Annotated in this window: 20 protein-coding genes and 2 pseudogenes; 11 read left to right on the top strand and 11 right to left on the bottom strand. The window is 72.4% G+C overall.

Annotated features, from left to right (window positions below; genetic code table 11):
- Positions 1-2: 2 nt before the first annotated feature.
- Entirely contained in the window at positions 3-1,220 is a 1,218-nt protein-coding gene (locus tag QUE38_RS00555; protein ID WP_286309636.1) for a cation:proton antiporter, read from the bottom strand.
- Positions 1,221-1,341: 121 nt separating this feature from the next.
- Between QUE38_RS00555 and nadE the strand changes: the two genes are divergently transcribed.
- Positions 1,342-2,163, top strand: a complete 822-nt coding sequence (gene nadE, locus QUE38_RS00550; RefSeq protein WP_286309635.1) for an ammonia-dependent NAD(+) synthetase — start codon at positions 1,342-1,344, stop codon at positions 2,161-2,163.
- 21 nt (positions 2,164-2,184) lie between these two features.
- On the opposite strand, the gene QUE38_RS00545 is transcribed toward nadE, so the two are convergent.
- Both QUE38_RS00545 and QUE38_RS00540 read right to left on the bottom strand, forming a co-directional pair.
- Entirely contained in the window at positions 2,185-2,898 is a 714-nt protein-coding gene (locus QUE38_RS00545; RefSeq protein ID WP_286309634.1) for a hypothetical protein, read from the bottom strand.
- Positions 2,899-3,013: 115 nt separating this feature from the next.
- The gene (locus QUE38_RS00540; RefSeq protein WP_286309633.1) at positions 3,014-4,018 is read right to left on the bottom strand and encodes an aldo/keto reductase; all 1,005 of its coding nucleotides are present in this window, start codon (positions 4,016-4,018) and stop codon (positions 3,014-3,016) included.
- Between the two features lie 224 nt (positions 4,019-4,242).
- Between QUE38_RS00540 and QUE38_RS00535 the strand changes: the two genes are divergently transcribed.
- The 3 genes from QUE38_RS00535 to QUE38_RS00525 all read left to right on the top strand — a co-directional run bounded on the left by QUE38_RS00535 (position 4,243) and on the right by QUE38_RS00525 (position 7,093).
- Positions 4,243-4,755 (top strand): single-stranded DNA-binding protein, encoded by a 513-nt coding sequence (locus QUE38_RS00535; protein WP_286309631.1) that lies wholly within the window; start codon positions 4,243-4,245, stop codon positions 4,753-4,755.
- Between the two features lie 172 nt (positions 4,756-4,927).
- The gene (gene ettA, locus QUE38_RS00530; protein WP_286309630.1) at positions 4,928-6,610 is read left to right on the top strand and encodes an energy-dependent translational throttle protein EttA; all 1,683 of its coding nucleotides are present in this window, start codon (positions 4,928-4,930) and stop codon (positions 6,608-6,610) included.
- Between the two features lie 3 nt (positions 6,611-6,613).
- Positions 6,614-7,093, top strand: coding sequence for an acyl-CoA thioesterase (locus QUE38_RS00525; protein ID WP_286309629.1), 480 nt, complete (start codon positions 6,614-6,616; stop codon positions 7,091-7,093).
- Between the two features lie 87 nt (positions 7,094-7,180).
- On the opposite strand, the gene QUE38_RS00520 is transcribed toward QUE38_RS00525, so the two are convergent.
- The 3 genes and pseudogenes from QUE38_RS00520 to QUE38_RS00510 form a co-directional block, all read right to left on the bottom strand.
- A complete protein-coding gene (locus QUE38_RS00520) occupies positions 7,181-7,687 on the bottom strand; it encodes a hypothetical protein (RefSeq protein WP_286309628.1) in 507 nt (168 codons plus the stop codon).
- Positions 7,688-7,689: 2 nt separating this feature from the next.
- Positions 7,690-8,157, bottom strand: a complete 468-nt coding sequence (locus QUE38_RS00515; RefSeq protein ID WP_286309627.1) for a QcrA and Rieske domain-containing protein — start codon at positions 8,155-8,157, stop codon at positions 7,690-7,692.
- 114 nt (positions 8,158-8,271) lie between these two features.
- Positions 8,272-9,137: pseudogene (locus QUE38_RS00510) on the bottom strand (acyl-CoA thioesterase).
- A gap of 99 nt (positions 9,138-9,236) precedes the next feature.
- Between QUE38_RS00510 and QUE38_RS00505 the strand changes: the two are divergent.
- Positions 9,237-9,914: a hypothetical protein gene (locus QUE38_RS00505; RefSeq protein WP_286309626.1), complete on the top strand. Its 678-nt coding sequence runs from the start codon at positions 9,237-9,239 to the stop codon at positions 9,912-9,914.
- Between the two features lie 53 nt (positions 9,915-9,967).
- On the opposite strand, the pseudogene QUE38_RS00500 reads toward QUE38_RS00505, so the two are convergent.
- The 4 genes and pseudogenes from QUE38_RS00500 to pepN (QUE38_RS00485) all read right to left on the bottom strand — a co-directional run bounded on the left by QUE38_RS00500 (position 9,968) and on the right by pepN (QUE38_RS00485) (position 17,181).
- Positions 9,968-11,630, bottom strand: a pseudogene (locus tag QUE38_RS00500) (FAD-binding dehydrogenase).
- A gap of 26 nt (positions 11,631-11,656) precedes the next feature.
- Entirely contained in the window at positions 11,657-12,061 is a 405-nt protein-coding gene (locus QUE38_RS00495; protein ID WP_286309625.1) for a globin, read from the bottom strand.
- A complete protein-coding gene (gene pepN, locus QUE38_RS00490; RefSeq protein ID WP_286309624.1) occupies positions 12,058-14,625 on the bottom strand; it encodes an aminopeptidase N in 2,568 nt (855 codons plus the stop codon). The genes QUE38_RS00495 and pepN (QUE38_RS00490) overlap by 4 nt, the downstream gene beginning before the upstream one ends.
- Positions 14,626-14,637: 12 nt before the next feature.
- On the bottom strand, positions 14,638-17,181 hold the full coding sequence (gene pepN / locus QUE38_RS00485) for an aminopeptidase N (RefSeq protein WP_286309622.1): 2,544 nt from the start codon (positions 17,179-17,181) through the stop codon (positions 14,638-14,640).
- 142 nt (positions 17,182-17,323) lie between these two features.
- Here pepN (QUE38_RS00485) and QUE38_RS00480 point away from each other — a divergent pair, with 142 nt between their 5' ends.
- From QUE38_RS00480 to QUE38_RS00455, 6 genes are all read left to right on the top strand, one after another.
- Positions 17,324-17,821 (top strand): ribose-5-phosphate isomerase, encoded by a 498-nt coding sequence (locus QUE38_RS00480; RefSeq protein WP_286309621.1) that lies wholly within the window; start codon positions 17,324-17,326, stop codon positions 17,819-17,821.
- Positions 17,822-17,824: 3 nt separating this feature from the next.
- A complete protein-coding gene (locus tag QUE38_RS00475) occupies positions 17,825-18,829 on the top strand; it encodes an Fpg/Nei family DNA glycosylase (RefSeq protein WP_286309620.1) in 1,005 nt (334 codons plus the stop codon).
- A gap of 53 nt (positions 18,830-18,882) precedes the next feature.
- Positions 18,883-19,533, top strand: coding sequence for an FMN-binding negative transcriptional regulator (locus QUE38_RS00470; protein ID WP_286309618.1), 651 nt, complete (start codon positions 18,883-18,885; stop codon positions 19,531-19,533).
- Positions 19,530-21,005, top strand: a complete 1,476-nt coding sequence (locus QUE38_RS00465; protein ID WP_286309617.1) for an amidohydrolase — start codon at positions 19,530-19,532, stop codon at positions 21,003-21,005. The genes QUE38_RS00470 and QUE38_RS00465 overlap by 4 nt, the downstream gene beginning before the upstream one ends.
- A 139-nt stretch (positions 21,006-21,144) precedes the next feature.
- Positions 21,145-22,539, top strand: coding sequence for a sensor histidine kinase (locus QUE38_RS00460; protein WP_286309616.1), 1,395 nt, complete (start codon positions 21,145-21,147; stop codon positions 22,537-22,539).
- A 4-nt stretch (positions 22,540-22,543) separates the two neighbouring features.
- On the top strand, positions 22,544-23,197 hold the full coding sequence (locus tag QUE38_RS00455; protein ID WP_286309614.1) for a response regulator transcription factor: 654 nt from the start codon (positions 22,544-22,546) through the stop codon (positions 23,195-23,197).
- 103 nt (positions 23,198-23,300) lie between these two features.
- Here QUE38_RS00455 and QUE38_RS00450 read toward each other — a convergent pair whose 3' ends face one another.
- On the bottom strand, positions 23,301-23,789 hold the full coding sequence (locus QUE38_RS00450; protein ID WP_286309613.1) for a Dps family protein: 489 nt from the start codon (positions 23,787-23,789) through the stop codon (positions 23,301-23,303).
- Positions 23,790-23,795 lie beyond the last annotated feature (6 nt).

Below are 23,795 nucleotides of genomic sequence, written 5' to 3'. Positions count from 1 at the left end.
CCTCACGCGACCGTCGGCACGTAGTCGTCGTCGGGCCCCGTGGTCGGCGCGTCCGACGACCTCCGCCGCAGCCACAGCGCGAGCAGCGGGAAGATCAGCACCGACAGCATGCCCGCGCCGACGAGGGCGGCCGCCACCTCGGTGCCGAGGTCGCCCTGGTCGACGCCGATCGCGGTGACGGCGACGATGATCGGCAGGCCGGTGGCGCCGTAGAGCACCATCGCGCCGCGGTCGAGCCGGTTCGCGCCGCGCGGCAGCGAGAGCAGGCTCGGCAGTCCGCGCAGCAGGAGCAGGGCGACGAGGAAGATCGGCACCAGCGCGAGTGCTGTGGGCGACGCGAGCAGCGCGTCGAGGTCGAACGTGACGCCGGTGTAGATGAAGAAGACGGGCACGAACACGCCGAACGCCACTGCGTCGATCTTCGACCCGATCACCTTCGACTGCGCCTCGTCGGAGCCGTTCATGAGGAGGCGGTAGAGCACGCCCGCCGTGAACGCGCCGAGGAGCATGTCGAGCCCCAGCACCACGCTGATGCCGACGAGCGTGATCGTGACGATCATGAACAGGCGCACCGCGAACTGGCCGCTCGTGTGCAGGGTCGCGGTGACGAGTCGCTCGAACTCCGCGCCCACGCCGCGCGCGGCGCCCCAGATCGCGAGGCCGGCGATCACGGCGAAGCCGAGCAGCACGAGCGAGGCCTGGACGGGCGAGCGCCCGCTCAGGAACAGCGAGATCGCGATGAGCGGCGCGAACTCGCCGACGGCGCCGACCGCCGTCACCGCGATGCCGAACGGCGAGCGCAGGTCGCCGGCGTCGCGCAGCATCGGCATGATCGTGCCGAGCGCCGTCGACGTGAGTGCGATGGCGATGAAGACGGCGGCGCCGACGTGCGGCGCGAGCAGGAAGCTGAGGCCGAGCGCCGCGCCGAGCGACACGAGCCAGCCGGCCAACGCCGTGGTGAGCGGCCGCCCGCGCAGTTCGCGGAAGTCGATCTCCGCGCCGGCGAGGAAGAACAGCATCGCGAGCCCGAAGTTCGCGATCAACTCGGTGTGCTCGTCGGAGGTGACCCAGCCGAGCGCGTCGGGCCCGACGACGATGCCGAGCACGATCTCGAACACCACGACGGGAATCGCGAGCCAGGTGCCGATGAGCCGGGCGAGCAGCGGCGCGAGCACGCCTACGGCGACGATGATCACCAGGTTGCCGATCGTGGCCTCCACGGCACGTCCCTCCCGATCACGCCTGCGCCGACCGCGTCGGCGTCGATCGCGATGCTACCGGAGCGCCCCCGTCGCCCCGCGCCGTTTCCTGCCGGTAACACGTCGGCGCTAGCCTCGTGCCATGCGCGAACTGCAGGCGAGGATCATCGCAGAGCTGAACGTGAAGCCGACCATCGAGCCCGCCGCGGAGGTGCGCGCCCGGGTCGGCTTCCTCAAGGAGTACCTGCGCGCCACGGGTGCGCACGGCTTCGTGCTCGGCATCAGCGGCGGGCAGGACTCGGCGCTGGCCGGGCGCCTCTGCCGCCTCGCGGTCGCGGAACTGGCCGACGAGGGGCATCCGGCCCGCTTCGTGGCGGTGCGCCTGCCGTACGCGGTGCAGCACGACGAGGACGACGCGGCGTTCGCGCTCGAGTGGATCCAGCCGCAGGAGCAGGTCACGTTCAACATCCAGCGCGGCGTCGACGGCGTCACCGCCGAGTACGCCGACGCGGCCGGCACGCCGCTCAGCGACCACGGCAAGGGCAACGTCAAGGCCCGTGCGCGCATGGTCGCCCAGTACGCGATCGCAGGTGAGGACGCGATGCTCGTGGTCGGCACAGACCACGCCGCAGAGGCGGTCACGGGCTTCTTCACGAAGTACGGCGACGGCGGCGCCGACATCCTCCCGCTCACGGGCCTCACCAAGCGCCAGGGCCGAGCGGTGCTGGCCCACCTCGGAGCGCCCGAGCGCATCTACCTGAAGACCCCGACGGCCGACCTGCTCGACCACGATCCGGGCCAGGCCGACGAGGCGAACCTCGGCCTCACGTACGCCGACCTCGACGCGTTCCTCGAGGGCGAGGAGATCGACGCGGGCACGGCGGAGCTCATCGAGGCGCGCTACCTCGCGACCGAGCACAAGCGGCAGGTGCCGGTGTCGATGTTCGACGAGTGGTGGCGCTGACCGACGCCGCTGGTCCGCGCGTCAGCGCGAGACGGGCGTCGTGTCGGTCGGCGTCGCGTCCTGACGCGGCTGGGGCGCGCCGACGCTGAAGGGGCGCTCCTCGGCGGGCGTGTCGGCTGCGGGCGGCGCCGGCTCGGTGGCATCCGTCGCCTGACCGGCCTGCGTGTCGGCGTACCGCTCGTGGTGCTGGCGGGCGACCCACTCGTCCTGCTGGTCGACCATGGCCTGCTCGGGCGTCGTGTCCTGCGTGCGCCAGCGCTCGAGGTCGGCCTGGAACTGCCGGCGCATGCGGCCCGGGTGACGCTGCCACGCCACCATGCGGTCGCGGAACTCGCCCACGGCCGGGTCGAGCTGGTAGCCGAACGTCGCCGAGGCGCGCTTCAGCTCGTGCAGCTGGTGCGATGCCCAGTTCGCGGCGACGTCGGCGCCCTTCACGGGCAGCAGGCGCAGCCGCACGTCGGCGAGGCCCACGGCGCGGTCGGAGAGCACCTGCTCCTGCGGGGTCAGGGAGTTCCAGACGGATGCCTCGGTGGCGGCGTCCACCAATGCGGCGACCGCCGACGAGCGCAGCTCGCGCTCCTGGCGGGTGACGAGGCCGCGCACCGCCGACCGGGCGATCCAGGCCGCGAGCAGCCCGGAGGCGAGCACCGCGAGGACGAGCACGCCGGCCGTGAAGAGCACCGGCAGCGTCTCGGGGTCGAAGAGCCATTCCGTGAATGCGTTCCACCACTGCATGGCCGCAGGCTACGACGGCCGCCGTCCGGCGCGCGGGAGGCGCGCCCGGGGGAGCGAGGACCGCTCAGCTCCGGAAAGAGCGGTCGGATGCCCCGGGCGGCCGCCCGTCGGAGGCTCAGCCGAGCCGCGTGCCGTGCGCCGCGAACGGCTCGATCGCGGCGATCTCGTCGTCGGTGAGCGCCGGTGCGTCGAGGGCCGCGAGGTTCTGCTCGAGCTGCGCCACGCTCGACGCGCCGATGAGCGCGCTCGTCACGGTCGGCACGCGCAGCACCCAGCTCAGCGCGAGCTGCGCGATCGACTGGCCGCGCGCGTCGGCGATGTCGCGGAGGCCGCGCACGCGCTCGAGGTACTCGGAGCTGATCTGCTCCTCCGACAGGAATCGGCTGGTCGCCGCGCGCGAATCGCTCGGGATGCCGTCGAGGTACCGGTCGGTCAGCATGCCCTGCGCGAGCGGCGAGAACACGATGGCACCGGTGCCGAGCTCGTCGAGCGCGTCGAACAGGCCCTCCTCGGGCGTGCGGTCGAACATCGAGTAGCGCGGCTGGTGGATCAGCAGCGGCACGCCCAGGTCGGTGAGCGCGGCCTGCGCGGCGCGGGTCTGCTCGGGGTCGTAGTTCGAGATGCCGACGTAGAGCGCCTTGCCCTGCGCGACGGCCGACGCGAGCGCGCCCATCGTCTCCTCGATGGGCGTGTCGGGGTCGGGCCGGTGCGAGTAGAAGATGTCGACGTAGTCGAGGCCGAGTCGGGCGAGGCTCTGGTCGAGCGAGGCGAGCAGGTACTTGCGCGACCCCCACTCGCCGTAGGGCCCGGGCCACATGTCGTAGCCGGCCTTGCTCGAGACGATGAGCTCGTCGCGGTACGGCCGCAGGTCGGTGGCGAGCAGGCGGCCGAAGTTCGACTCGGCGCTGCCGGGCGGCGGCCCGTAGTTGTTCGCGAGGTCGAAGTGCGTCACGCCGAGGTCGAACGCGCGGCGCACGATCGCCCGCTGGGTGTCGAGCCCCCGCTCGTCGCCGAAGTTGTGCCAGAGGCCAAGCGAGAGCCCGGGCAGGCGCAGCCCGCTGCGGCCCACGCGCCGGTAGTCCATCGAGTCGTATCGGGTGTCGTCGGCGACGTAGTTCATGCTCGTCACTCTACGGGCGTGCGCCGACGTCGCTCCTCCACAGCGAGTGGTCGACGAGCCGAGCGGATGCCTCCGGCTCGCGCCCGCACACGGCGGCGCCGCGCCCAGACTCGTGATCGCGACGCCGGGGCGCGGGTCCATCCGGCACGAGCCCCGTGCCCCGGCGTCGCGGGCGGGCGCCCGCCCGTCGCATCCGTCAACCCAGACCCAGTGGAGGAACGACCATGCACGACAGCATCACCCTCACCGGCACCATCGGCACCGAGCCCGAGCACCGCGTCATCGCGGGTGGCGTGGAGCTCACCACGTTCCGGCTCGCGACCGGCGGCCGCCGGTTCGACCGCCAGACGCAGCAGTGGGTCGACGCCGAGGCGAACTGGTACACGGTCAGCGCCTTCCGCCGGCTCGCCGTGCACGCCGCGCAGTCGCTCTCGCGCGGCGACCACGTCGTCGTCGCCGGAAAGCTCAAGGTGCGCTCGTGGGAGGCCGGCGACCGCAAGGGCATCGCGGTCGACGTCGAGGCCGACTCGATCGGCCACGACCTGCGCTGGGTGCGCACGGTCGCCGAGCGGCCGTCGCGGCTGGCCGAGGAGTCCGACTCCTCGGCGCCCGGCGGCACCTCGGAGACGTCGAACGTGGCCGCCGGCGCGGTCTCCGGCGGCGACGGCTTCGTCCCTGCCGGCGACTGGGCCGGGCCGCTCACGACGGCCGCGTCGGAGTCGTCGGTCGTCGGCTAGCCCGATCGCCGGCGGGAGCATCGCCGGTCGCGTCGGCGTGGGTAGGCTTGGGGAGCACCGTGACGCGCGGGCACCGCCCGCGCGCACGGCATCCGAGACGTGGCGGTCGTTCGAGACCGCAGGGGTCCGCGCTCGCGGACCCGGCCCACGACCCAAGAGGAGAATCACCCCGGTGGCGGAATACATCTACTCCATGGTGCGCGCCCGCAAGGCGGTCGGCGACAAGGTCATCCTCGACGACGTGACGATGGCGTTCCTGCCCGGCGCCAAGATCGGCGTCGTCGGCCCGAACGGCGCCGGCAAGTCCACGATCCTGAAGATCATGGCCGGCCTCGACCAGCCGTCGAACGGCGACGCCCGGCTCTCGCCCGGCTACAGCGTCGGCATCCTCATGCAGGAGCCCGAGCTCGACGAGTCGAAGACCGTGCTCGAGAACGTGCAGGAGGGCGTCGGCCCGATCAAGGGCAAGATCGACCGGTTCAACGAGATCTCGGCCGCGATGGCCGACCCCGACGCCGACTTCGATGCGCTCCTCGCCGAGATGGGCACGCTGCAGGAGGAGATCGATGCGGCCGACGCGTGGGACCTCGACTCGCAGCTCGACCAGGCGATGGACGCGCTGCGCTGCCCGCCGTCGGACGCGTCGGTCAAGCACCTCTCCGGTGGTGAGAAGCGTCGCGTCGCGCTCTGCAAGCTGCTGCTCAGCAAGCCCGACCTCCTGCTGCTCGACGAGCCCACCAACCACCTCGACGCCGAGAGCGTGCTCTGGCTCGAGCAGCACCTCGCCAAGTACCCCGGCGCCGTGCTCGCCGTCACGCACGACCGGTACTTCCTCGACCACGTCGCGGAGTGGATCTGCGAGGTCGACCGCGGCCGCCTCTATCCGTACGAGGGCAACTACTCGACCTACCTCGAGAAGAAGGAGGAGCGCCTCCAGGTCCAGGGCAAGAAGGACCAGAAGCTCGCCAAGCGACTGAAGGACGAGCTCGAGTGGGTGCGCTCGAACGCCAAGGGCCGGCAGGCGAAGTCGAAGGCGCGCCTGGCGCGTTACGAGGAGATGGCCGCCGAGGCCGAGCGCACGCGGAAGCTCGACTTCGAGGAGATCCAGATCCCGCCGGGGCCGCGACTCGGCCAGGTCGTGCTCGAGGCGAAGAACCTGAAGAAGGGCTTCGGCGACCGCACGCTCATCGACGGCCTGAGCTTCACCCTGCCGCGCAACGGCATCGTCGGCATCATCGGCCCGAACGGCGTCGGCAAGACCACGCTGTTCAAGACCATCGTCGGCATGGAGCCGCTCGACGGCGGCGACCTGAAGGTCGGCGAGACGGTCGACATCTCCTACGTCGACCAGTCGCGCGGCGGCATCGACCCGAAGAAGACGCTGTGGGAGGTCGTGTCCGACGGGCTCGACTACATCCAGGTCGGCAAGACCGAGGTGCCGAGCCGCGCGTACGTCTCGACCTTCGGTTTCAAGGGCCCCGACCAGCAGAAGCCGGCCGGCGTGCTCTCGGGTGGTGAGCGCAACCGCCTGAACCTGGCGCTCACGCTCAAGCAGGGCGGCAACCTGCTGCTGCTCGACGAGCCGACCAACGACCTCGACGTCGAGACCCTCGGAAGCCTCGAGAACGCGCTGCTCGAATTCCCCGGATGCGCCGTGGTCATCACGCACGACCGGTGGTTCCTCGACCGCATCGCGACGCACATCCTCGCCTACGAGGGCACCGAGGAGAACCCGTCGTACTGGCACTGGTTCGAGGGCAACTTCGAGGCGTACGAGGAGAACAAGATCGAGCGCCTCGGGCCCGACGCGGCCAAGCCCCACCGGTCGACCTACCGCAAGCTCACCCGGGACTGACCCGTGCGGCTGCACGTGCCCATCCGACTGCGCTGGTCGGACCTCGACGCGTACGGCCACGTCAACAACGCCGAGATGCTGCGCCTCCTCGAGGAGGCGCGCATCGAGGCGTTCTGGGTCAGCCACGATGCACGCGATGCCGCGGTGGGCGCGTCGACTGCGGTGATCGACGGTCGGCCGGGCGCCGACACGATCACGCTGATCGCGCGGCAGGAGGTCGAGTACCTCGCACCGGTGCCGTACCTGCGCGCACCGCTCGACGTGGAGCTCTGGATCGCGAACATGTCGGGCGCCCGGCTCGACGTCTGCTACGAGGTGTTCGCGCCGCCCGAGAGCGAGCCGCGCACGCTGTTCGCGCGCGCCGCGACGACGATCGTGCTCGTCGACGCCGCGAGCGGTCGCCCGCGCCGCATCAGTGACCACGAGCACGCCGCGTGGGCACCGTACCAGGACGAGCCGCTGCGCTTCACCCGCCGCACCTGACCTGTCCGCCCTCGGCCCTCGACGGAGTACGCAGAAACCGATATCTCGAAGCGGGTCTCCGCACTTTGCGTACTCGGTCGCGCGGCTCTACTCGAGCGGGTCCTCGCTGAAGGAGCCCACCCAGACGGCGCGCGAGCCCGACTCGCCGATCAGCACGGTGGCGACGGTCGCGCCCGCACCGACGGCGACCGCGAGCACGGTACCGACGATGCCGACGGTCAGGCGGATGCCGCGGGACGGCGCCGAGCCCCCGCGCTCGCGCGCACGCGCCACGAGCTGCCACGCGGCGAGCAGCACCGCGACCCCGAGCAGGCCCCACGCCCACGCGAGCAGCGCGCCGCCGATGGCGGTGTGCTCCTGGATGAGCGGCGCCTCGGGCACGCGCTCCTCGAGCCACTGGCCGGCCGAGACCGCGTACGCGACGAGTCCGACGGTTCCGAGCGCGACGACGAGCAGCGGAATCCACAGCACGCGACGCGCTGCGGGCCACGCGGCCGCGACGATGAGCCCGAGCGCGAGCACGGGCACCGCGATGACGACCGCGTGCACGAGCAGCACGTGCGCGGGCAGGCCCGCGATGACGAACGGGTCCACGGTCAGCCCGCGACCACGTCGTCGCCGTCGACCGTCACGGCGATCGACGCGAGCGGCTGGAGCGCGGGGCCATTGAGCACGTCGCCGGTGGCGACGTCGAAGCGCGACCCGTGGCAGGGGCAGTTGAACTCGGATGCCTCGACGGCGACCACGCACTGCTGGTGCGTGCAGATCGCGCTGAACGCCACGACCTCGCCCGCGGTCGGCTGCGCGAGCAGCACCGGGTCGCTGCCGATCGACGCGGAGATCGCCCCGCCGACCGGGATGTCGGAGACCGACGCGATCACGGTGCCGGCGGCGGCGCCCGAGTCGGTGCCGGCGTCGCCCGAGCCCGACGTCTCGTCCGAGGCATCCGACCCCGAACTCGCATCGGACGGCGCGCAGCCGGCGAGCAGCGCCGCCCCGCCCGCGAGACCGCCTGCGCCGAACGTGAGCGCGGTCCTCCGTGTCAGTCGTGCCTCGTCACCCATCGTGCCTCCTCGATCAGCGGTCGTGGGCGCCATTCTGCCGTGCGCGCACGCGGCAGCGCAGCGATACTCGGCGAGTGTCCAGCAATCCCATAGGCGCGAGGGTGATCGCCGGGCTCAGGAGCGCGCCGAGTCGGGCACGCGCACCATGCCCTCCTGCGCGACCGACGCCACGAGCACCCCGGAGCGATCGTAGATGCGGCCGGTGGAGAGGCCCCGGCCACCGCCCGAGCTCGGCGACTCCTGCACGTACAGCAGCCAGTCGTCGACCCGCACGTCGCGGTGCCACCACATCGCGTGGTCGAGGCTCGCGACCTTGAGCCCGGGGTCGCCCACGGCACGCCGTGCCGACGCAGCACCGGCTCGAGGATGGAGTAGTCGCTCGCGTAGGCGAGCGCTGCCCGGTGCAGGTTCTGGTCGTCGCCGATGGTGCCGATCGCGCGCAGCCACACCGCCTGGTGCGGTGCGCGTTCACCGTCGACCGCCAGGTAGATGGGCGATGGCACGTGCCGCATGTCGAAGGGGCGTTCGGTGGCCCAGTGCCGTGCGATCTCGTGGTCGAGTCCGGCGAGCACGTCGGCGGTCGTCGGCAGCGACTCCGGATCGGGGATGTCGTCCGGCATGTCGACCTGATGGGCGACGCCCTCGTCGGAGTGCTGGAACGAGGCGATCATCGAGAGGATCGGCTGGCTCGACTGGTACGCCTGGGTGCGCCGCGTGGAGAACGAGCGGCCGTCGTGGATGCGGTCGACCGCGAACGTGATGTGCTCGTTCACGTCGCCCGGCCGCAGGAAGTAGCCGTGCATCGAGTGCACCGGACGATCGTCGGGCACGGTGTGCATCGCGGCCACGAGCGACTGGGCGAGCACCTGCCCGCCGAAGACGCGCCCCCGGGGCATCCACTGGGACGGGCCCGTGAAGATGTCCTCGTCCGTCCTCGCTCCGGTGTCGGTGAGGTCGAGCGCGCGCAGCAGCCCTTCGATCGGTCCGTTCACGCGTCCTCCGGGTGTCGCTGTCGGGCGGTTCGCGCGGGCGGCTCCCAGCGAAAGTCGCAGCAGCGCTCTTGGTAGTTTAGAGAGCAGATGAGCGAATCGATCCAGCTCGCCGACCGCCTGTCGCTCGGTGACCTCCAGACCTACATCGGCCGGGCTGCCCGGGTCGACGACGGCTCGGTGCGCATCATCGCCGGCTCGGGCATCCTCGCGGTGTACACGGCGATCCTCTACCCCCGCGGCATCCTCGACGAGACCCCCACCGTGCTCGGGCTGCGCACGTTCTCGCTCGCCGATCGCACCGAGTTCGACGAGGTCGTGCCGATGCGCTCGCTCGCGACCCGCGTCGACGACACGCTGGCCCGCACCGCCGACGGCGCGGTGCCGTCGGCGTTCACGCGGCCACACGGCGTGAGCACGGTCACCTGGGCGGGCATCTCCCCGCCGCGCGGCGGCTGGCTCGCCCACTCGCCGGTGGCGCAGTCGGTGCTCGAGGACGCGGCGCGCATCGGCATCGCCGAGGTCGCCGCGGCCGTGCCCGAGGGCACGGGGGAGCAGCTCGTCGAGAAAGTGCGCTCCGAGGTGTGGGGCCGTCCCATGGAGGGGCTCGAGTTCGTGCCCGCGGGTGCCGGGTTCGCGGCGCTCAGCCTGGGCTTCCTCGGCGGCGACGAGGAGGTCGGCGTGTTCGAGACCGGCCCGTGGACCCGGCTGTCGACCCGCCGCGGGCACGTGCTCGTGCGCCGGCGCGCCTGGTCGCTCAAGGGCTGAAGGCGGATGCCCCGCTGACGCTCACGCGTCGCTGAACGGCATGCCTCGCGGTGTCACGCCTCACGCGCGGCGGCGAGTCCCGCGGCGCGTCCGCTGAACAGGCATCCGCCGAGGAACGTGCCCTCGAGCGCTCGGTACCCGTGCATGCCGCCGCCGCCGAACCCGGCCGCCTCGCCCGCGGCGTAGAGCCCCGGCACGGGCGCGCCGTCGGCGCCGAGCACGCGCGAGTCGAGGTCGGTCTGGATGCCGCCGAGCGACTTGCGCGTGAGCACGTGCAGCTTCACCGCGATGAGCGGTCCGGCCTTCGGGTCGAGGATGCGGTGCGGCGGCGCGACGCGGATCAGCTTGTCGCCGCGGTAGTGGCGGGCTCCGCGGATCGCCTGCACCTGCAGGTCCTTGCCGAACGGGTGGTCGATCTGCAGGTCGCGCGCGATGATCTCGCGGCGGATGCGGTCGGTGTCGAGGATGCCGCCGGGGGAGAGGCCCTGCATGCGCGCGAGCAGGTCGTCGAGCCTGTCTGCGACCACGAAGTCGGCCCCGCGCTCCTTGAACGCCTCGACCGGGCCCGGCGCGCCGGGACGCACGCGCTGCGCGAGCAGCTTCACGTCCTTGCCGGTGAGGTCGGGGTTCTGCTCGCTGCCGGAGAGCGCGAACTCCTTCTCGATGATGCGCTGGGTGAGCACGAACCAGCTGTGGTCGTGCCCGGTGGCGAGGATGTGCTCGAGCGTGCCGAGGGTGTCGAATCCGGGGAAGCAGGGGGCGGGCATGCGCGCGCCGGTGGCGTCGAACCACATCGACGACGGGCCGGGCAGGATGCGGATGCCGTGCGCGGGCCAGACCGGGGAGTGGTTCTGGATGCCCTCGGTGTAGTGCCACATGCGGTCGCCGTTCACGAGACGACCGCCGGCGGCCTCGGTGATGCCGAGCATGCGGCCGTCGACGTGCGCGGGCACGCCCGACAGCATCGACTCCGGCGCCGCCCCGAGCCGCTCCGGCCAGTTCGCGCGCACCAGGTCGTGGTTGCCGCCGATCCCGCCGCTGGTGACGATCACGGCCGGGGCGCGCAGTTCGAACTCGCCGGTCTCGGTGCGGTTCGACGTCTCCCCGATCGGCGTCGCTCGCCGCCAGCACGGCGCCACGGACGCCCACGACGCGGCCGTCCTCGACGATCAGGGCGTCGACCCGGTGGCGGTGTCGTGCGGCCGCCGTGCCCTCGTGCACCGCCTGGCGCACCCGCTCGATGAACGGCTCCAGCACGCCGGGCCCGGTGCCCCAGGTGATGTGGAACCGGGGCACGGAGTTGCCGTGCCCGGAGGCGAGGCCGCCGCCGCGCTCGGCCCAGCCGACGACCGGGAAGAAGCCGACCCCGCGCTCGCGCAGCCACGAGCGCTTCTCGCCGGCGGCGAACTCGAGGTAGGCGTCGGCCCACCGACGAGCCCAGAGGTCGTCGTCGCGGTCGAATCCGGCCGACCCGTACCAGTCCTCACGGGCCAGTGCGAGCGAGTCGTGCACGCCCATCGCGCGCTGTTCGGGCGTGTCGACGAGGAAGAGCCCGCCGAACGACCACCAGGCCTGACCGCCGAGCGACGCCTGGGGCTCCTGTTCGACGATGACGACGCTGCGCCCCTCCTCGGCGAGCTCGGCGGCGGCGACGAGACCGGCGAGACCGGCCCCCACCACGATCGCATCGGGATGATCGAGGTCGGCTCGGGCCACGCTGACTCCTTCGTCGCGTCGGGCGCCTAGGAGGAGGTGTCGGGCGTCTCCTCGAACGTGTTCACCATGGCGAACGCGGCGCGCTGCAAGTAGTCCCAGAGCATACCTTCGTGCAGTGGCGACAGCTCGAGGCTGTCCACCGCGCGCCGCATATGGGCGAGCCAGCGGTCGCGGGCATCGGGGTTCACGTGGAAGCCCATGTGCCGCATGCGCAGCCGCGGGTGCCCGCGCTGCTCGCTGTAGGTGGTCGGCCCGCCCCAGTACTGCTCGAGGAACATGCGCAGGCGTTCCTCGGCAGGGCCGAGGTCCTCCTCGGGGTACATGGGTCGCAGCACCTCGTCGTCGGCGACGCCGCGGTAGAACTCCGCGACGAGCCGCTCGAACACCGGCGCCCCGCCGACCTCCTCGTAGAAGCTCGTCGGCTCGCTCACGCGCGACCCCCGTCGGCGGCGGCGCGATCGCGTGCACGGGCCGCGAGCGCCCGCACGAGCTCGGCGTGCCCCTCGGCCACGAGGCGGCGGAGCGGCGCGGGGGCGTCCGCGTTGGCGGCCAGCCACTCGGCGGCGGCGGCCGCGGTCTCGTCGGTCACGACGGGCGCCGGGAAGAGCCCGGTCACGATGAGGTCGGCCATGGTGAAGCTCCGGCCGGCCCACACGTCGCGGAGCATGGCGAAGTAGTCGCCGACTCGCGATTCCAGCAGCGTCTCGGGGTGCGCGCGCCGGTAGCCGGCGGCGATCGCCCGGGCCACGTCGTTCGACAGGCTTGTGTCGGTCGCGACGGCCAGCCACGCGGCATCCTTCGACCCGGAGTCGGGGCGCGCGGCGCGTGCGGTCGCGGCCTGCTGGCGGCCCTTCGCCGTGTCGTCGCCCGCGAGGGTGCGGTCGATCAGCGCGTCGTCGGCCGCCCCGAGGGCGGCGAGCGCGATCACGAGCTCCCAGCGCAGCTCAGTGTCGACCTCGAGCCCGTCGACCACCGTGGTGCCCTCGACGAGGCTCGCGAGCACGTCGGCGTGCGCCGGCGTCGACGCGATGCGCGCGAAGCCGAGCGCGTACTGCAGCTGGGCGTCGGATGCCTCGGGGGCCAGTTGCACCAGGCCCCAGAGCGCGTCGCCCGCCTCGGCCTGGAGACGCTCGCGCTGCTCGACGGCGACGTAGCGCTCGAGCGCGGCCTGGAGGCGCGCGAGGGCCGACGTGCGGGCCGAGGATGTGGTCTCGTGGCCGAGGTTGCCGATCACGAGGCGCACGAAGTCGCTCGCCGGCAGCTCGGCGTCGCGCGTGGCGTCCCACGCGGCACCCCAGACGACGGCGCGCGCAACGGGGTCGGCGATCTCGCCGAGGTGCTCGAGCGCGAACGCCGTCGACGCCTGGTCGAGCCGCACCTTGGCGTAGGTGAGGTCGTCGTCGTTCAGCAGCACCAGGTCGGGCCGGTGCGTGCCCACCAGCTCGGGCACCTCGGTGCGCGCGCCGTCGACGTCGAGCTCGATGCGCTGCTCGCGCACCACGCCCTCGTCGCCGCGGGAGTAGGCGCCGACCGCGATGCGGTGCGGGCGCAGCACGGGGTGCGACGCGGCCGCCTCCTGCACGATGGCGAAGGAGGTGATCGTCCCCGAGGCATCCGTCTCGATCTCGGTGCGCAGCGTGTTCACGCCCGCGGTCTCGAGCCACGCGCGCGACCACGCGGCCAGGTCGCGACCGCTCGCCGTCTCGAGCTCGGCCAGCAGGTCGGCGAGCGTCGCGTTTCCCTCGGCGTGCGCGCGCAGGTACGCGCCCACGCCCGCATGGAACGCGTCGAGCCCGACCCAGGCGACGAGCTGCTTGAGAGTCGAGGCGCCCTTGTCGTACGTGATGGCGTCGAAGTTCACCTCGACATCGGCGAGGTCGGTGATCTCGGCGACGATCGGGTGGGTCGACGGCAGTTGGTCCTGTCGGGCGGCGTTCGACTTGTCGGTGGTCGCGAAGGTCGCCCACGCGTCGGTGAACTCGCTGAGCTCGGCGGTCGCGAGGGTCGACGCCCAGGTGGCGAACGACTCGTTCAGCCAGAGGTCGTTCCACCACTTCATGGTCACGAGGTTGCCGAACCACATGTGCGCGAGCTCGTGCAGCACGACGAGGGTGCGGCGCTCCTTGCGGCTCTCGGGCACGCGCGAGCGGAACAGGTACCCCTCGTTGAACGTGACCGCGCCGATGTTCTCCATCGCGCCCCAGTTGTACTCGGGCACGAAGATCTGGTCGTACTTGTCGTACGGGAACGGCACGCCGTAGTTGCCGGCATAGAAGCGGATGCCCCGCCGCACCGTCTCGAACATGAACTCGGGGTCCGCATACTGCGCGAGCGAGGCGCGCGTGAACACGCCGAGCGGCACCACGCGTCCGTCGTCGAGCTCGGCCGTGTCGCGCCAGACCGCGTACGGGCCCGCGACGAGCGCGACGATGTAGCTCGACATCACCGGCGTGTCCTCGAACTCCCACACCGCCGCACCGTCGGCCACGGCCTCGGTCGCGAGCGGCGTCGAGGCGTTGCCGAGCACCTGCCAGTCCTCGGGCGCGGTGATCGTGAACCGGAACCGGGCCTTCAGGTCGGGCTGGTCGAACACCGCGAACACGCGGTTCGCCTGCGCCACCGCGAACTCGGTGTAGAGGTACACGGCATCGTCGACCGGGTCGACGAAGCGGTGCAGCCCCTCGCCGGTGTTCGTGTAGGCGCCGTCGAACACGACCCGCAGTTCGTTCTCGTCGGCGAGGCCGTCGAGGCGGATGCGGTCGCCCGCGAACACGTCGGCGACGTCGAGCGCGCGACCGTTCAGCACGACCTCGCGCACGGTCTCGGCGGTCGCCTCGATGAAGGTCGAAGCGCCCTCGGTCGCTGTGAAGGTCACCACGGTCTCGCTGCCGAAGCGGGTGTCGCCCCGGGTGAGGTCGATCGCCACGTCGTAGCGCTCGACCGAGACGAGGGCCGCACGGGCCTCCGCCTCGGCGCGGGTCAGGTTCGCGGGCATCCGGTTCCCCTCCTACCGCGCGTCGCGCGCCTGGGCCGCGAGCGCGCGCTCGACGCCGGCGAGGTTCTCGGCGACGAGGCGGCGCAGCGCCGGGATGTCGGGGTGCGTGTCGAGCCAGCCGCGGGTCGCGTCGGCGAGCGCCTCGTTCGCCAGCGGCGCCGGGTACAGGCCCACGATCAGCTTCTCGGCGATGGCGTAGCTGCGGTCGTTCCAGACGCGCTCGAGCATCTCGAAGTACTGCGCGACGAACGGCTCGAGCAGCGACGCGTCGGCGGCGCGCTGGAAGCCCAGCGCGGTCGTGCGCACGATGGTGTTCGGGGCGTCGGATGCCACGACGAGCGAGTCCCACGCGCGCTGCTTCCCGTCGACCGTGGGGAGCGCGGCGCGCGCGTGCGCGGCCGACTGGCGACCGGTCGCCGTGTCGTCCTCGGCGAGGCGCGCGTCGATCTCGGCGTCACCCGCGAGGCCGCCCGCGACGAGCGCGATGAGCAGCTCCCAGCCGAGGTCGGTGTCGATGTCGAGCCCCGGCAGGGTGGTGTCGCCGGCCAGCAGCGCGGCGACGGCGTCCAGGTGCGACGACGACTCCGCCAGCGCGGCGAACGCCTTCACGAACTGGAACTGTGCGTCGCTGCCGGCTTCGGCGCCCTGCGCGAGCGCCCAGAGCGCGTCGGCGACCTCGCGCACGACCGCGTCGCGGCCCTCGGGCGCGGTGTACGCGGTCGCGGCGAGCGCGAGCTGCGCGAGCGTCGTGCGGAGCGTGGTCGACTCGGTCTCGGTGGCGATGTTGCCGAGCACGAGCGCGATCCAGTCGCGCGCGGGCGTCTCCGCGTCCCGCGTGGCATCCCATGCCGAACCCCAGACGAGCGAGCGCGCCAGCGGGTTCTCGATCGACGAGAGGTGCGCGATCGCGACGCCGAGCGACGCCTCGTCGAGCCGCACCTTCGCGTAGGCGAGGTCGTCGTCGTTCAGCAGCACGAGGTCGGGGCGTGCACGCCCGACCAGCTCGGCGACCTCGGTGCGCTCGCCGTCGACGTCGAGCTCGACGCGGTGCGTGCGCACGAGGGCGCCGTCGGCGAGGTCGTAGAAGCCGATGGCGAGGCGATGCGGCCGGATGGTCGGGTAGTCGTCGGCCGCGGACTGCAGCACGGCGAAGGAGGTGATCGCGCCCGAGGCATCCGTCTCGATCTCGGGGCGCAGGGTGTTCACGCCCGCGGTCTCGAGCCAGAGCGCCGCCCAGGCCGAGAGGTCGCGGCCGCTGGCGGTCTCGAGCTCGGCGAGCAGGTCGGCGAGGGTCGTGTTGCCCCACGCGTGCTTCCGGAAGTACGCGCCGACGCCGGCGAAGAACGCCTCGCGGCCGACCCAGGCGACGAGCTGCTTCAGCACCGACCCGCCCTTGGCGTAGGTGATGCCGTCGAAGTTGACCTGCACGTCCTCGAGGTCGCGGATCTCGGCGACGATCGGGTGCGTCGACGGCAGCTGGTCCTGCTTGTACGCCCAGCTCTTCTCCATGGCGGCGAAGGTGGTCCAGGCCTCGGTCCACTCGGTGGCCTCGGCGGTGGCGATGGTCGAGGCCCACTCGGCGAACGATTCGTTCAGCCAGAGGTCGTTCCACCACTTCATGGTCACGAGGTCGCCGAACCACATGTGCGCGAGCTCGTGCAGGATCGTCACGACCCGGCGCTCGCGGATCGCGTCGGTCACCTTCGAGCGGAACACGTAGGTCTCGGTGAAGGTCACCGCGCCGGCGTTCTCCATGGCGCCCGCGTTGAACTCGGGCACGAAGAGCTGGTCGTACTTCTCGAACGGGTAGGCGACGCCGAACTGCTCCTCGAAGTACGCGAAGCCCTGGCGGGTCTTCTCGAACACGTAGTCGGCGTCGAGGTACTCGGCCAGGCTCGCGCGGCTGAACACGCCGAGCGGAATCGTGCGGCCGTCGCTCGACGTGAGCTCGGAGCGCGTCACCGAGTACGGGCCCGCGATGAGTGCGGTGATGTAGCTCGAGATGCGCGGGGTGGGCGCGAACGCCCAGGTCGCGGTGCCCTCGGCGGCCGGGGTCGGCTCGGGCGTGGTCTGGTTCGACACGACCTGCCAGTGGTCGGGGGCCGTCACCGTGAACGTGAAGGCGGCCTTCAGGTCGGGCTGCTCGAACACGGCGAACATGCGGCGCGAGTCGGGCACCTCGAACTGCGTGTAGAGGTAGACCTCGTCGTCGACCGGGTCGACGAACCGGTGCAGGCCCTCGCCGGTGTTCGTGTACTCGGCGTCGGCGTCGACGACGAGCACGTTCTCGTCGGCCAGGTCGTCGAGCGCGATGCGCACGCCGTCGGCGACGGTCGCGGGGTCGAGGTCGCGGCCGTTCAGGGTGACCGAGTGCACGGTGCGGGTGATCGCGTCGATGAAGGTCGAGGCGCCGGCGGATGCCGCGAAGCGGACCGTCGTCGTCGAGCGGAACGTCTCCGGGCCGGTCGTGAGGTCGAGCACGACGTCGTAGTCGTGCACCGTCACGAGCGCGGCGCGCTCCTCGGCTTCGATGCGGGTGAGGTTCTCTCCGGGCACGTGCGTCTCCTGCGGGTCGAGGGTGTGACGTGCGGGCGCCGTTCGTGGCGGCGCCGCACGATCCACCAGCCTAATTCCCGCGGCCGGGAAGCGGGTCATCGGCTGCCACCGACAGGGTTCCGCGCTGCCTAGACTTGGCCCCATGCGCATCCACATCGCGACCGACCACGCCGGCCTCGACTTCAGCCGCCACCTGCAGGAGCACCTCGCGGCGGCGGGCCATGAGGTCGTCGACCACGGTCCGGTCGAGTACGACGCGCTCGACGACTACCCGGCGTTCTGCATCAACGCGGCGCTCGGCGTCGTGCGCGACCAGCGCGCGGGCGTCGAGGCGCTGGGCGTCGTCTTCGGCGGCTCGGGCAACGGCGAGCAGATCGCGGCGAACAAGGTCACCGGCATCCGCGCCGCCCTCGTCTGGAGCCTGGACACGGCCCTGCTCGCGCGCCAGCACAACGACGCCAACGTCATCTCGATCGGCGCCCGCCAGCACACCGTCGAGGAGGCCACCGCGCTCATCGACGCCTTCATCGCCGAGCCGTTCTCGGGTGAGGAGCGGCACGCACGCCGCATCGCACAGCTCGCGGAGTACGAGCAGACGGGCGACATCGCGGGCAAGGGCGTCGACCGCGTCGAGGCGTAGCGGATGCCCGAGGGCCACTCCGTCCACCGCATCACCCGGCAGTTCGCGCGCAACTTCGTCGGGCACGTCGTGCGCGCGTCGAGCCCGCAGGGGCGCTTCGCCGAGGGCGCGGCGGTCATCGACGGCCGCCGCATGGTCGATGCGCGCGCGGTCGGCAAGCAGATGTTCCTCGAGTTCGAGGGCGGCGTCTGGCTGCGCGTGCACCTCGGCATGTACGGCGCGTGGGACTTCGCGGGCGACATCCGCATGGACGCGACGATCGCCTCGGCGAACGGCCGCATGGGGCAGACGAACCAGCGCGGCACCTTCCTAGACGCCCCGAACCCCGATGCCGTCGTGCTCGATGCGGCAGGGGAGAACTCGCTGACCTCGATCGGTGCGCCCCGCAAGGCCCGCCTGCGCATGTCGGAGGCCGAGAAGGAGTCGGATGCCCCGGAGGAGTTCCCGCCCGAACCGGTGGGGCAGGTGCGGGTGCGGCTGCTGACCGACACCGTCTGCGCGGACCTCCGCGGCCCCACGGCGTGCGAGGTGCGCGATTCCGCCGAGATCGAGCAGACGGTCGCGAAGCTCGGCCCCGACCCGCTGGTCGACGACACGGATGCCGCGGAGCAGCGCTTCACCGAGGTGGTGCGCCGCAAGCCCACGCCGATCGGCCTGCTGCTCATGGACCAGTCCGTCGTCAGCGGCATCGGCAACGTCTACCGCGCCGAGCTGCTCTACCGCGCGCGCCTCGACCCGCACACGCCCGGCAGGCTCGTGCCCGAGGAGACCGTGCGCGCCCTCTGGCGCGACTGGACGCACCTGCTGAAGATCGGCGTCGAGACCGGGCAGATGATGACCATGGACGGGCTCGACCCCGAGGCCTGGCGTGCGGCGATGGCCGACCGCGCCGACCGGCACTGGGTGTACAAGCGCGAGGGCCTGCCGTGCCGCACCTGCGGCACGAACATCGTGCTCGAGGAGATGGGCGCCCGGAAGCTCTACTGGTGCCCGACCTGCCAGAACTGAGCCACCGACCCCGCCCGGCCCGCCCGACCCGACCGACCTGAGAGGAGCAGCGCATGCGGCAGAACCCCAGCTTCACCCTCGCGAGCGACGAGGGCGTGAAGCGCCTCGTGCGTGCGCACCCGTGGGCGACGATCGTGTCGCACACGCGCGAGCGCGGGCTCGTGGCATCCCACTACCCCGTGCTCCTCGACGAGACGGCTGACGGCATCGTGCTGCTCACCCACGTGGGCCGGCCCGACGAGCAGTTGCACGAACTCGGCGAGCACGAGGTGCTCGTGGTCGTGCAGGGCCCGCACGGGTACATCTCGCCCGGCTGGTACGACGCGCGCCCCGCGGTGCCGACGTGGAACTTCACGACCGCGCACCTGCACGGCACGCCCGAGATCCTGTCGGACGCGGAGAACCTCGAGGTGCTCGACGCACTCGTGGCGCACTTCGAGCGGCGGATGCCCGAGCCGAGGCTGATGCGCGGCACCGACGACAACGCCGCGTACGCCGAGCGCATCGCCGCGGGCACCGTGGGCCTGCGCATCCCGATCACGCGGTTCGAGGCCAAGGACAAGATGAGCCAGAACAAGCCGCCCGAGACGGTCGAGCGCATCATCGCCGAGCTCGAGGGCGAGGGGCCGTATGCGGATGCCGCGCTGGCGCGGGAGATGCGGCGGGCGCGCGACGCGCGTGCGGCCGCGGAGCGCGGTCGGTGACCGACCTCGTCGTCGCGGGCGCCCGGCCGCTCGGGTCGGACGCGCCGGTCGACGTCGAGATCGCCGACGGTCGCATCGCCGCGGTCGTGCCGGCGGGCGACGGCGACCGTGGTGCCCGTCGCATCGAGGCGGACGGTCGCACGCTGCTGCCTGGACTCTGGGACCGGCACGTGCACGCCTCGCAGTGGGCGCAGCGGTCCCGGCGGGTCGACGTGTCCGCCGCGGGTTCGGCGGCCGAGGCGGCCGCGCTCGCGGGGGCATCCGTCGTCGGCCGCGACGAGGTGGTCGGCATGGGCTACCAGGACGCGTTGTGGCCGGATGCACCGGACCGCACGCTGCTCGACGCCGCGACCGGCGACGTGCCCGTCGCGCTCGTCTCGCACGACCTGCACGCGTGCTGGCTGAACTCGGCCGCGCTCGCGCGGCATGGCCGCCCCGGGCACCCGACCGGGGTGCTGCGCGAGGAGGAGGCATTCGACGTCGTGCGCGTGCTCGACGACGTGGGCGACGACCAGCTCGACGCGTGGGTCGGCGATGCGATGCGCGCCGCCGCCGCGCGGGGAGTGGTAGGCGTCGTCGACCTCGAGATGCGCTGGAACGCGACCGACTGGGTGCGCCGGGTGCAGGGCGGGGTCGACTCCGTCCGCGTCGAGTTCGGGGTGTACACCCAGCACCTCGATCGGGCGATCGAGGAGGAGCTGCGCACCGGCGAGGTGCTGCCCGGAACGGGCGGACTCGTCGCGGTGGGGCCGTACAAGGTGCTCACCGACGGTGCGCTGAACACGCGCACCGCGTGGTGCGTCGACCCGTATCCCGACGCCGACGGCGACGACGCGTTCGGCCTCGCGACCGTCGCCCCCGAGCACCTGCTGCCGCTGCTGCAGCGCGCGACCGCCGCGGGCCTCGTGCCCGCCGTGCACGCGATCGGCGACCGCGCCAACTGCGCCGCGCTCGACGTGCTCGCGCAGGTCGACCCCGTGCTCACGCCCGACGGGCCGCGCCGCGGGTCCATCGAGCACGCACAGCTGCTGCGCCGGGAGGACCTCGCGCGCTTCGCCGAGCTCGGCGTGGTCGCGAGCGTGCAGCCGGAGCACGCGATGGACGACCGGGACGTCGCCGAGCACCACTGGGCGGGGCGCACCGACCGCGCGTTCCCGCTGCGCAGCCTCGTCGAGGCGGGCGCGACGCTCGCGCTCGGCTCCGACGCGCCGGTCGCGCCGCTCGACCCGTGGATCACTATCGCCGCGGCCGTCGGCCGGACCCGCGACGGGCGTGCCCCGTGGCATCCGGAGCAGGCCATCGACGTGCGCAACGCGATCGACGCGTCCACTCGCAGCACGGTCGCTCCCGGCGAGCGGGCGGATCTCGTGCTCGTCGACGTCGACCCCGTCGCCGCGAACGCGCAGCAGCTCCGCACCATGCCGGTCGCCGCGACCCTCCTCGGCGGTCGGCCCACGCACCTCGCGCTCTGACGTCGCCGGCGGGCGCGACGGACGGGGAGAACCCCCGCACCGATCCGGGCGGCCACCGGGTGCCGCAGGCCTGCGGCGCGCACGAGTCTGGATGCATGCCACGCACACGCAGCGCCAGAATGAACCCGGAGGACCTGCAATGAGCGACCACGACACCGCACCCCGCCAGCGGCGCGGGTACTTCGGCCTCTGGGCCGGGATGCCGCGCGAGCTCGTCTTCCTGCTGATCGCGATGCCCATCGCCTGGGTCGGCTTCAGCGTCGTGGTCGGCCTCATCTCCACTGGCTTCGGCCTGCTCGTGCTGGTCGTCGGCGTGCTGTTCCTCACGGCGACCTTCTACGTCGCGCGCGGGTTCGGCTGGACCGAGCTGCGCCTGCTGCACTGGACCGGGCGACCCGAGATCCGCTCGCCCTGGCCGCCCGCGAGCTCGACCCCGACGTTCTGGCGCGGCGCGTTCGGCCCGTTCATCGACGGGCACTACTGGCTGTACGTGCTGCACGTGCTCGTGGTCGCGCCGATCGTGAGCCTGTTCACCTTCATCGTCACCGTGGTCTGGGTCTCGATCGGCCTGGGCGGGGCGACGTACTGGTTCTGGGAGCGCTGGCTGCCGCTCGACGGGCAGAACGTCTGGACCATCGAGTACGTCTGGGAGTTCGTCTTCGCCGTACCGCTGACCGCCGACCCGCGTCAGGCCGAGGCGGTGTTCTTCCTCGTCCTGGGCCTCATCTTCCTCGTCACGCTGCCGCTCATCACGCGCGGACTCACGCTCATCCACCAGGGCGTCGCCCTCGGCATGCTCGGCCCGTGGCGCTCGCAGGCGCTGGAGCGCGAGGTGCAGCAGCTCTCCGCCTCGCGCGGCGCCGCGGTGCAGGCCGAGGACCGGTCGCTGCGCCGGCTCGAGCGCGACATCCACGACGGTCCGCAGCAGCGGCTCGTGCGGCTCCAGATGGACCTCGCCGCCGCCGAGCGCGCGATCGCCCGCGACCCCGAGGTCGCCCCGCAGGTGCTCGGCGAGGCCCGCGAGCAGGCGCGCGAGGCGCTCGACGAACTGCGCGCCCTCTCGCGGGGGTTCGCCCCGCCGATCCTGCAGGACCGCGGCCTCGCCGCCGGCCTCGCCTCGCTCGCGGCGCGCAGCCCGGTGCCGGTGGAGGAGCACCTCGCCCTTCCCGAGGACGCGCAGATCCCCGCCGAGATCGAACGCAACGCGTACTTCATCGCCGCCGAGCTGCTCACCAACGCGGCCAAGCACGCGAGCGCGCGGGCGATCGGCCTGCACTGCTCGGTGCGCCGTGCACCGGTCGGCGGCGAGTCGTGGCTCGACCTGTGGGTGATCGACGACGGCGCCGGCGGCGCCATGACGCTGCCCGGTCATGGCCTGAGCGGTCTCGAGGAGCGCGTGCGCGGGCTCCGGGGCATCCTGCGCATCGACAGCCCCGCGGGCGGCCCGACGACCGCCGGCGCGCACATCCCGTTCGTGCAGCAGGCGGCGCCCGCGGTGCCGCCCGAGCCGGAGGACGCCGCGGCCGTATCCTGAGAGCGTGACGGATGCTGCGCTGAGGGTCGTGCTCGCCGAGGACTCCGTGCTCCTGCGCGAGGGGCTCGTGCGCCTCTTCGACGAGGCCGGGTTCGAGACCGTCGGCTCGTACGGCGACGCCGACGAGCTGCTCGCCGAGATCGAGACGCTCGCGCCCGACATCGCCGTGCTCGACGTGCGCATGCCGCCGACGTTCCGCGACGAGGGCGTGCGCGCCGCGCTCGAGCTGCGGAAGCGGATGCCCCGCCTCGGCGTGCTGCTGCTCAGCCAGTACATCGAGGGCACGTACGCGCAGGAGCTGCTGTCGTCGGGGGAGGGCGGCATGGGCTACCTGCTGAAGGACCGTGTCGCCTCGCTCGACGAGCTCGAGGATGCGGTCACGCGGGTCAGCCAGGGCGGCACGGTGCTCGACCCGCAGGTCGTGAAGGAGCTGATCGGGCGTCGGGCCGACCCGCTCGCCACGCTCACGCCGCGTGAGCGCGAGGTGCTCGCGCTCATGGCCGAGGGGCGCACGAACGGCGGCATCGCCCAGCAGCTCTACATCGGCGTCGGCGCGGTCGAGAAGAACGTCACCTCGATCTTCGCCAAGCTCGGCCTCGAGGACTCCGGTTCCGACCACCGCCGCGTGCTCGCGGTGCTCGCCTGGCTGCAGCGCTGACGTCGGCCGCTGACGCGCGACGGCCCGGCACCGCGGGTGCGGGCCGGGCCGTGCGAGCGGGCGTGCGCCCGCGGCATCCGTGTCGGTCTCAGTCGACAGCCGTTCAGTCGACGCTGATGTGCGAGAACAGGAACCAGCGGTCCTTGTCGAGCCCCTGACGGATCTCGATGGCGATGTCCTGGCTCGCCAGGTCGAGGTCGTCGAGGCCGTCGACCGCGGCGTTCACCTTCTCGATCGCGAGGTCGATCTGTGCGACGACCTGCTCGATGGTGGGTTCCGCCTGCTGGAAGCCCGCCTTGGGGTTCACCGCGCCCGACTTCTCGGCGACCGTCGCGAGGCGGGCGTCGATCGGCAGCCCGAGGGCCACCACCCGCTCGGCGGCGAGGTCCGACCAGGCTTGGGCGTGGGCGACCACGTCGTCGAGCAGCTCGTGCACGGCGATGAAGTTCGGCCCGCGCACGTGCCAGTGCGCCTGCTTGCCGTTGACGGCGAGGGCGACCAGCTGGTGCACGACCGGGGTGAGGAACTGTGCGACTCCGGCGGCGACATCGGGGTTCGAGCTCGCCTGCGGAGGAACGTGCGTGTCGGTCATTCGTGT

The sequence above is a fragment of the Agromyces mangrovi genome (genome assembly GCF_030296695.1).
In the GTDB taxonomy this organism is placed as follows: Bacteria; Actinomycetota; Actinomycetes; order Actinomycetales; family Microbacteriaceae; genus Agromyces; species Agromyces mangrovi.
The sequence above is the reverse complement of the archived record's forward strand: the minus strand, read 5'-3'. Positions and strand labels throughout refer to the sequence as shown.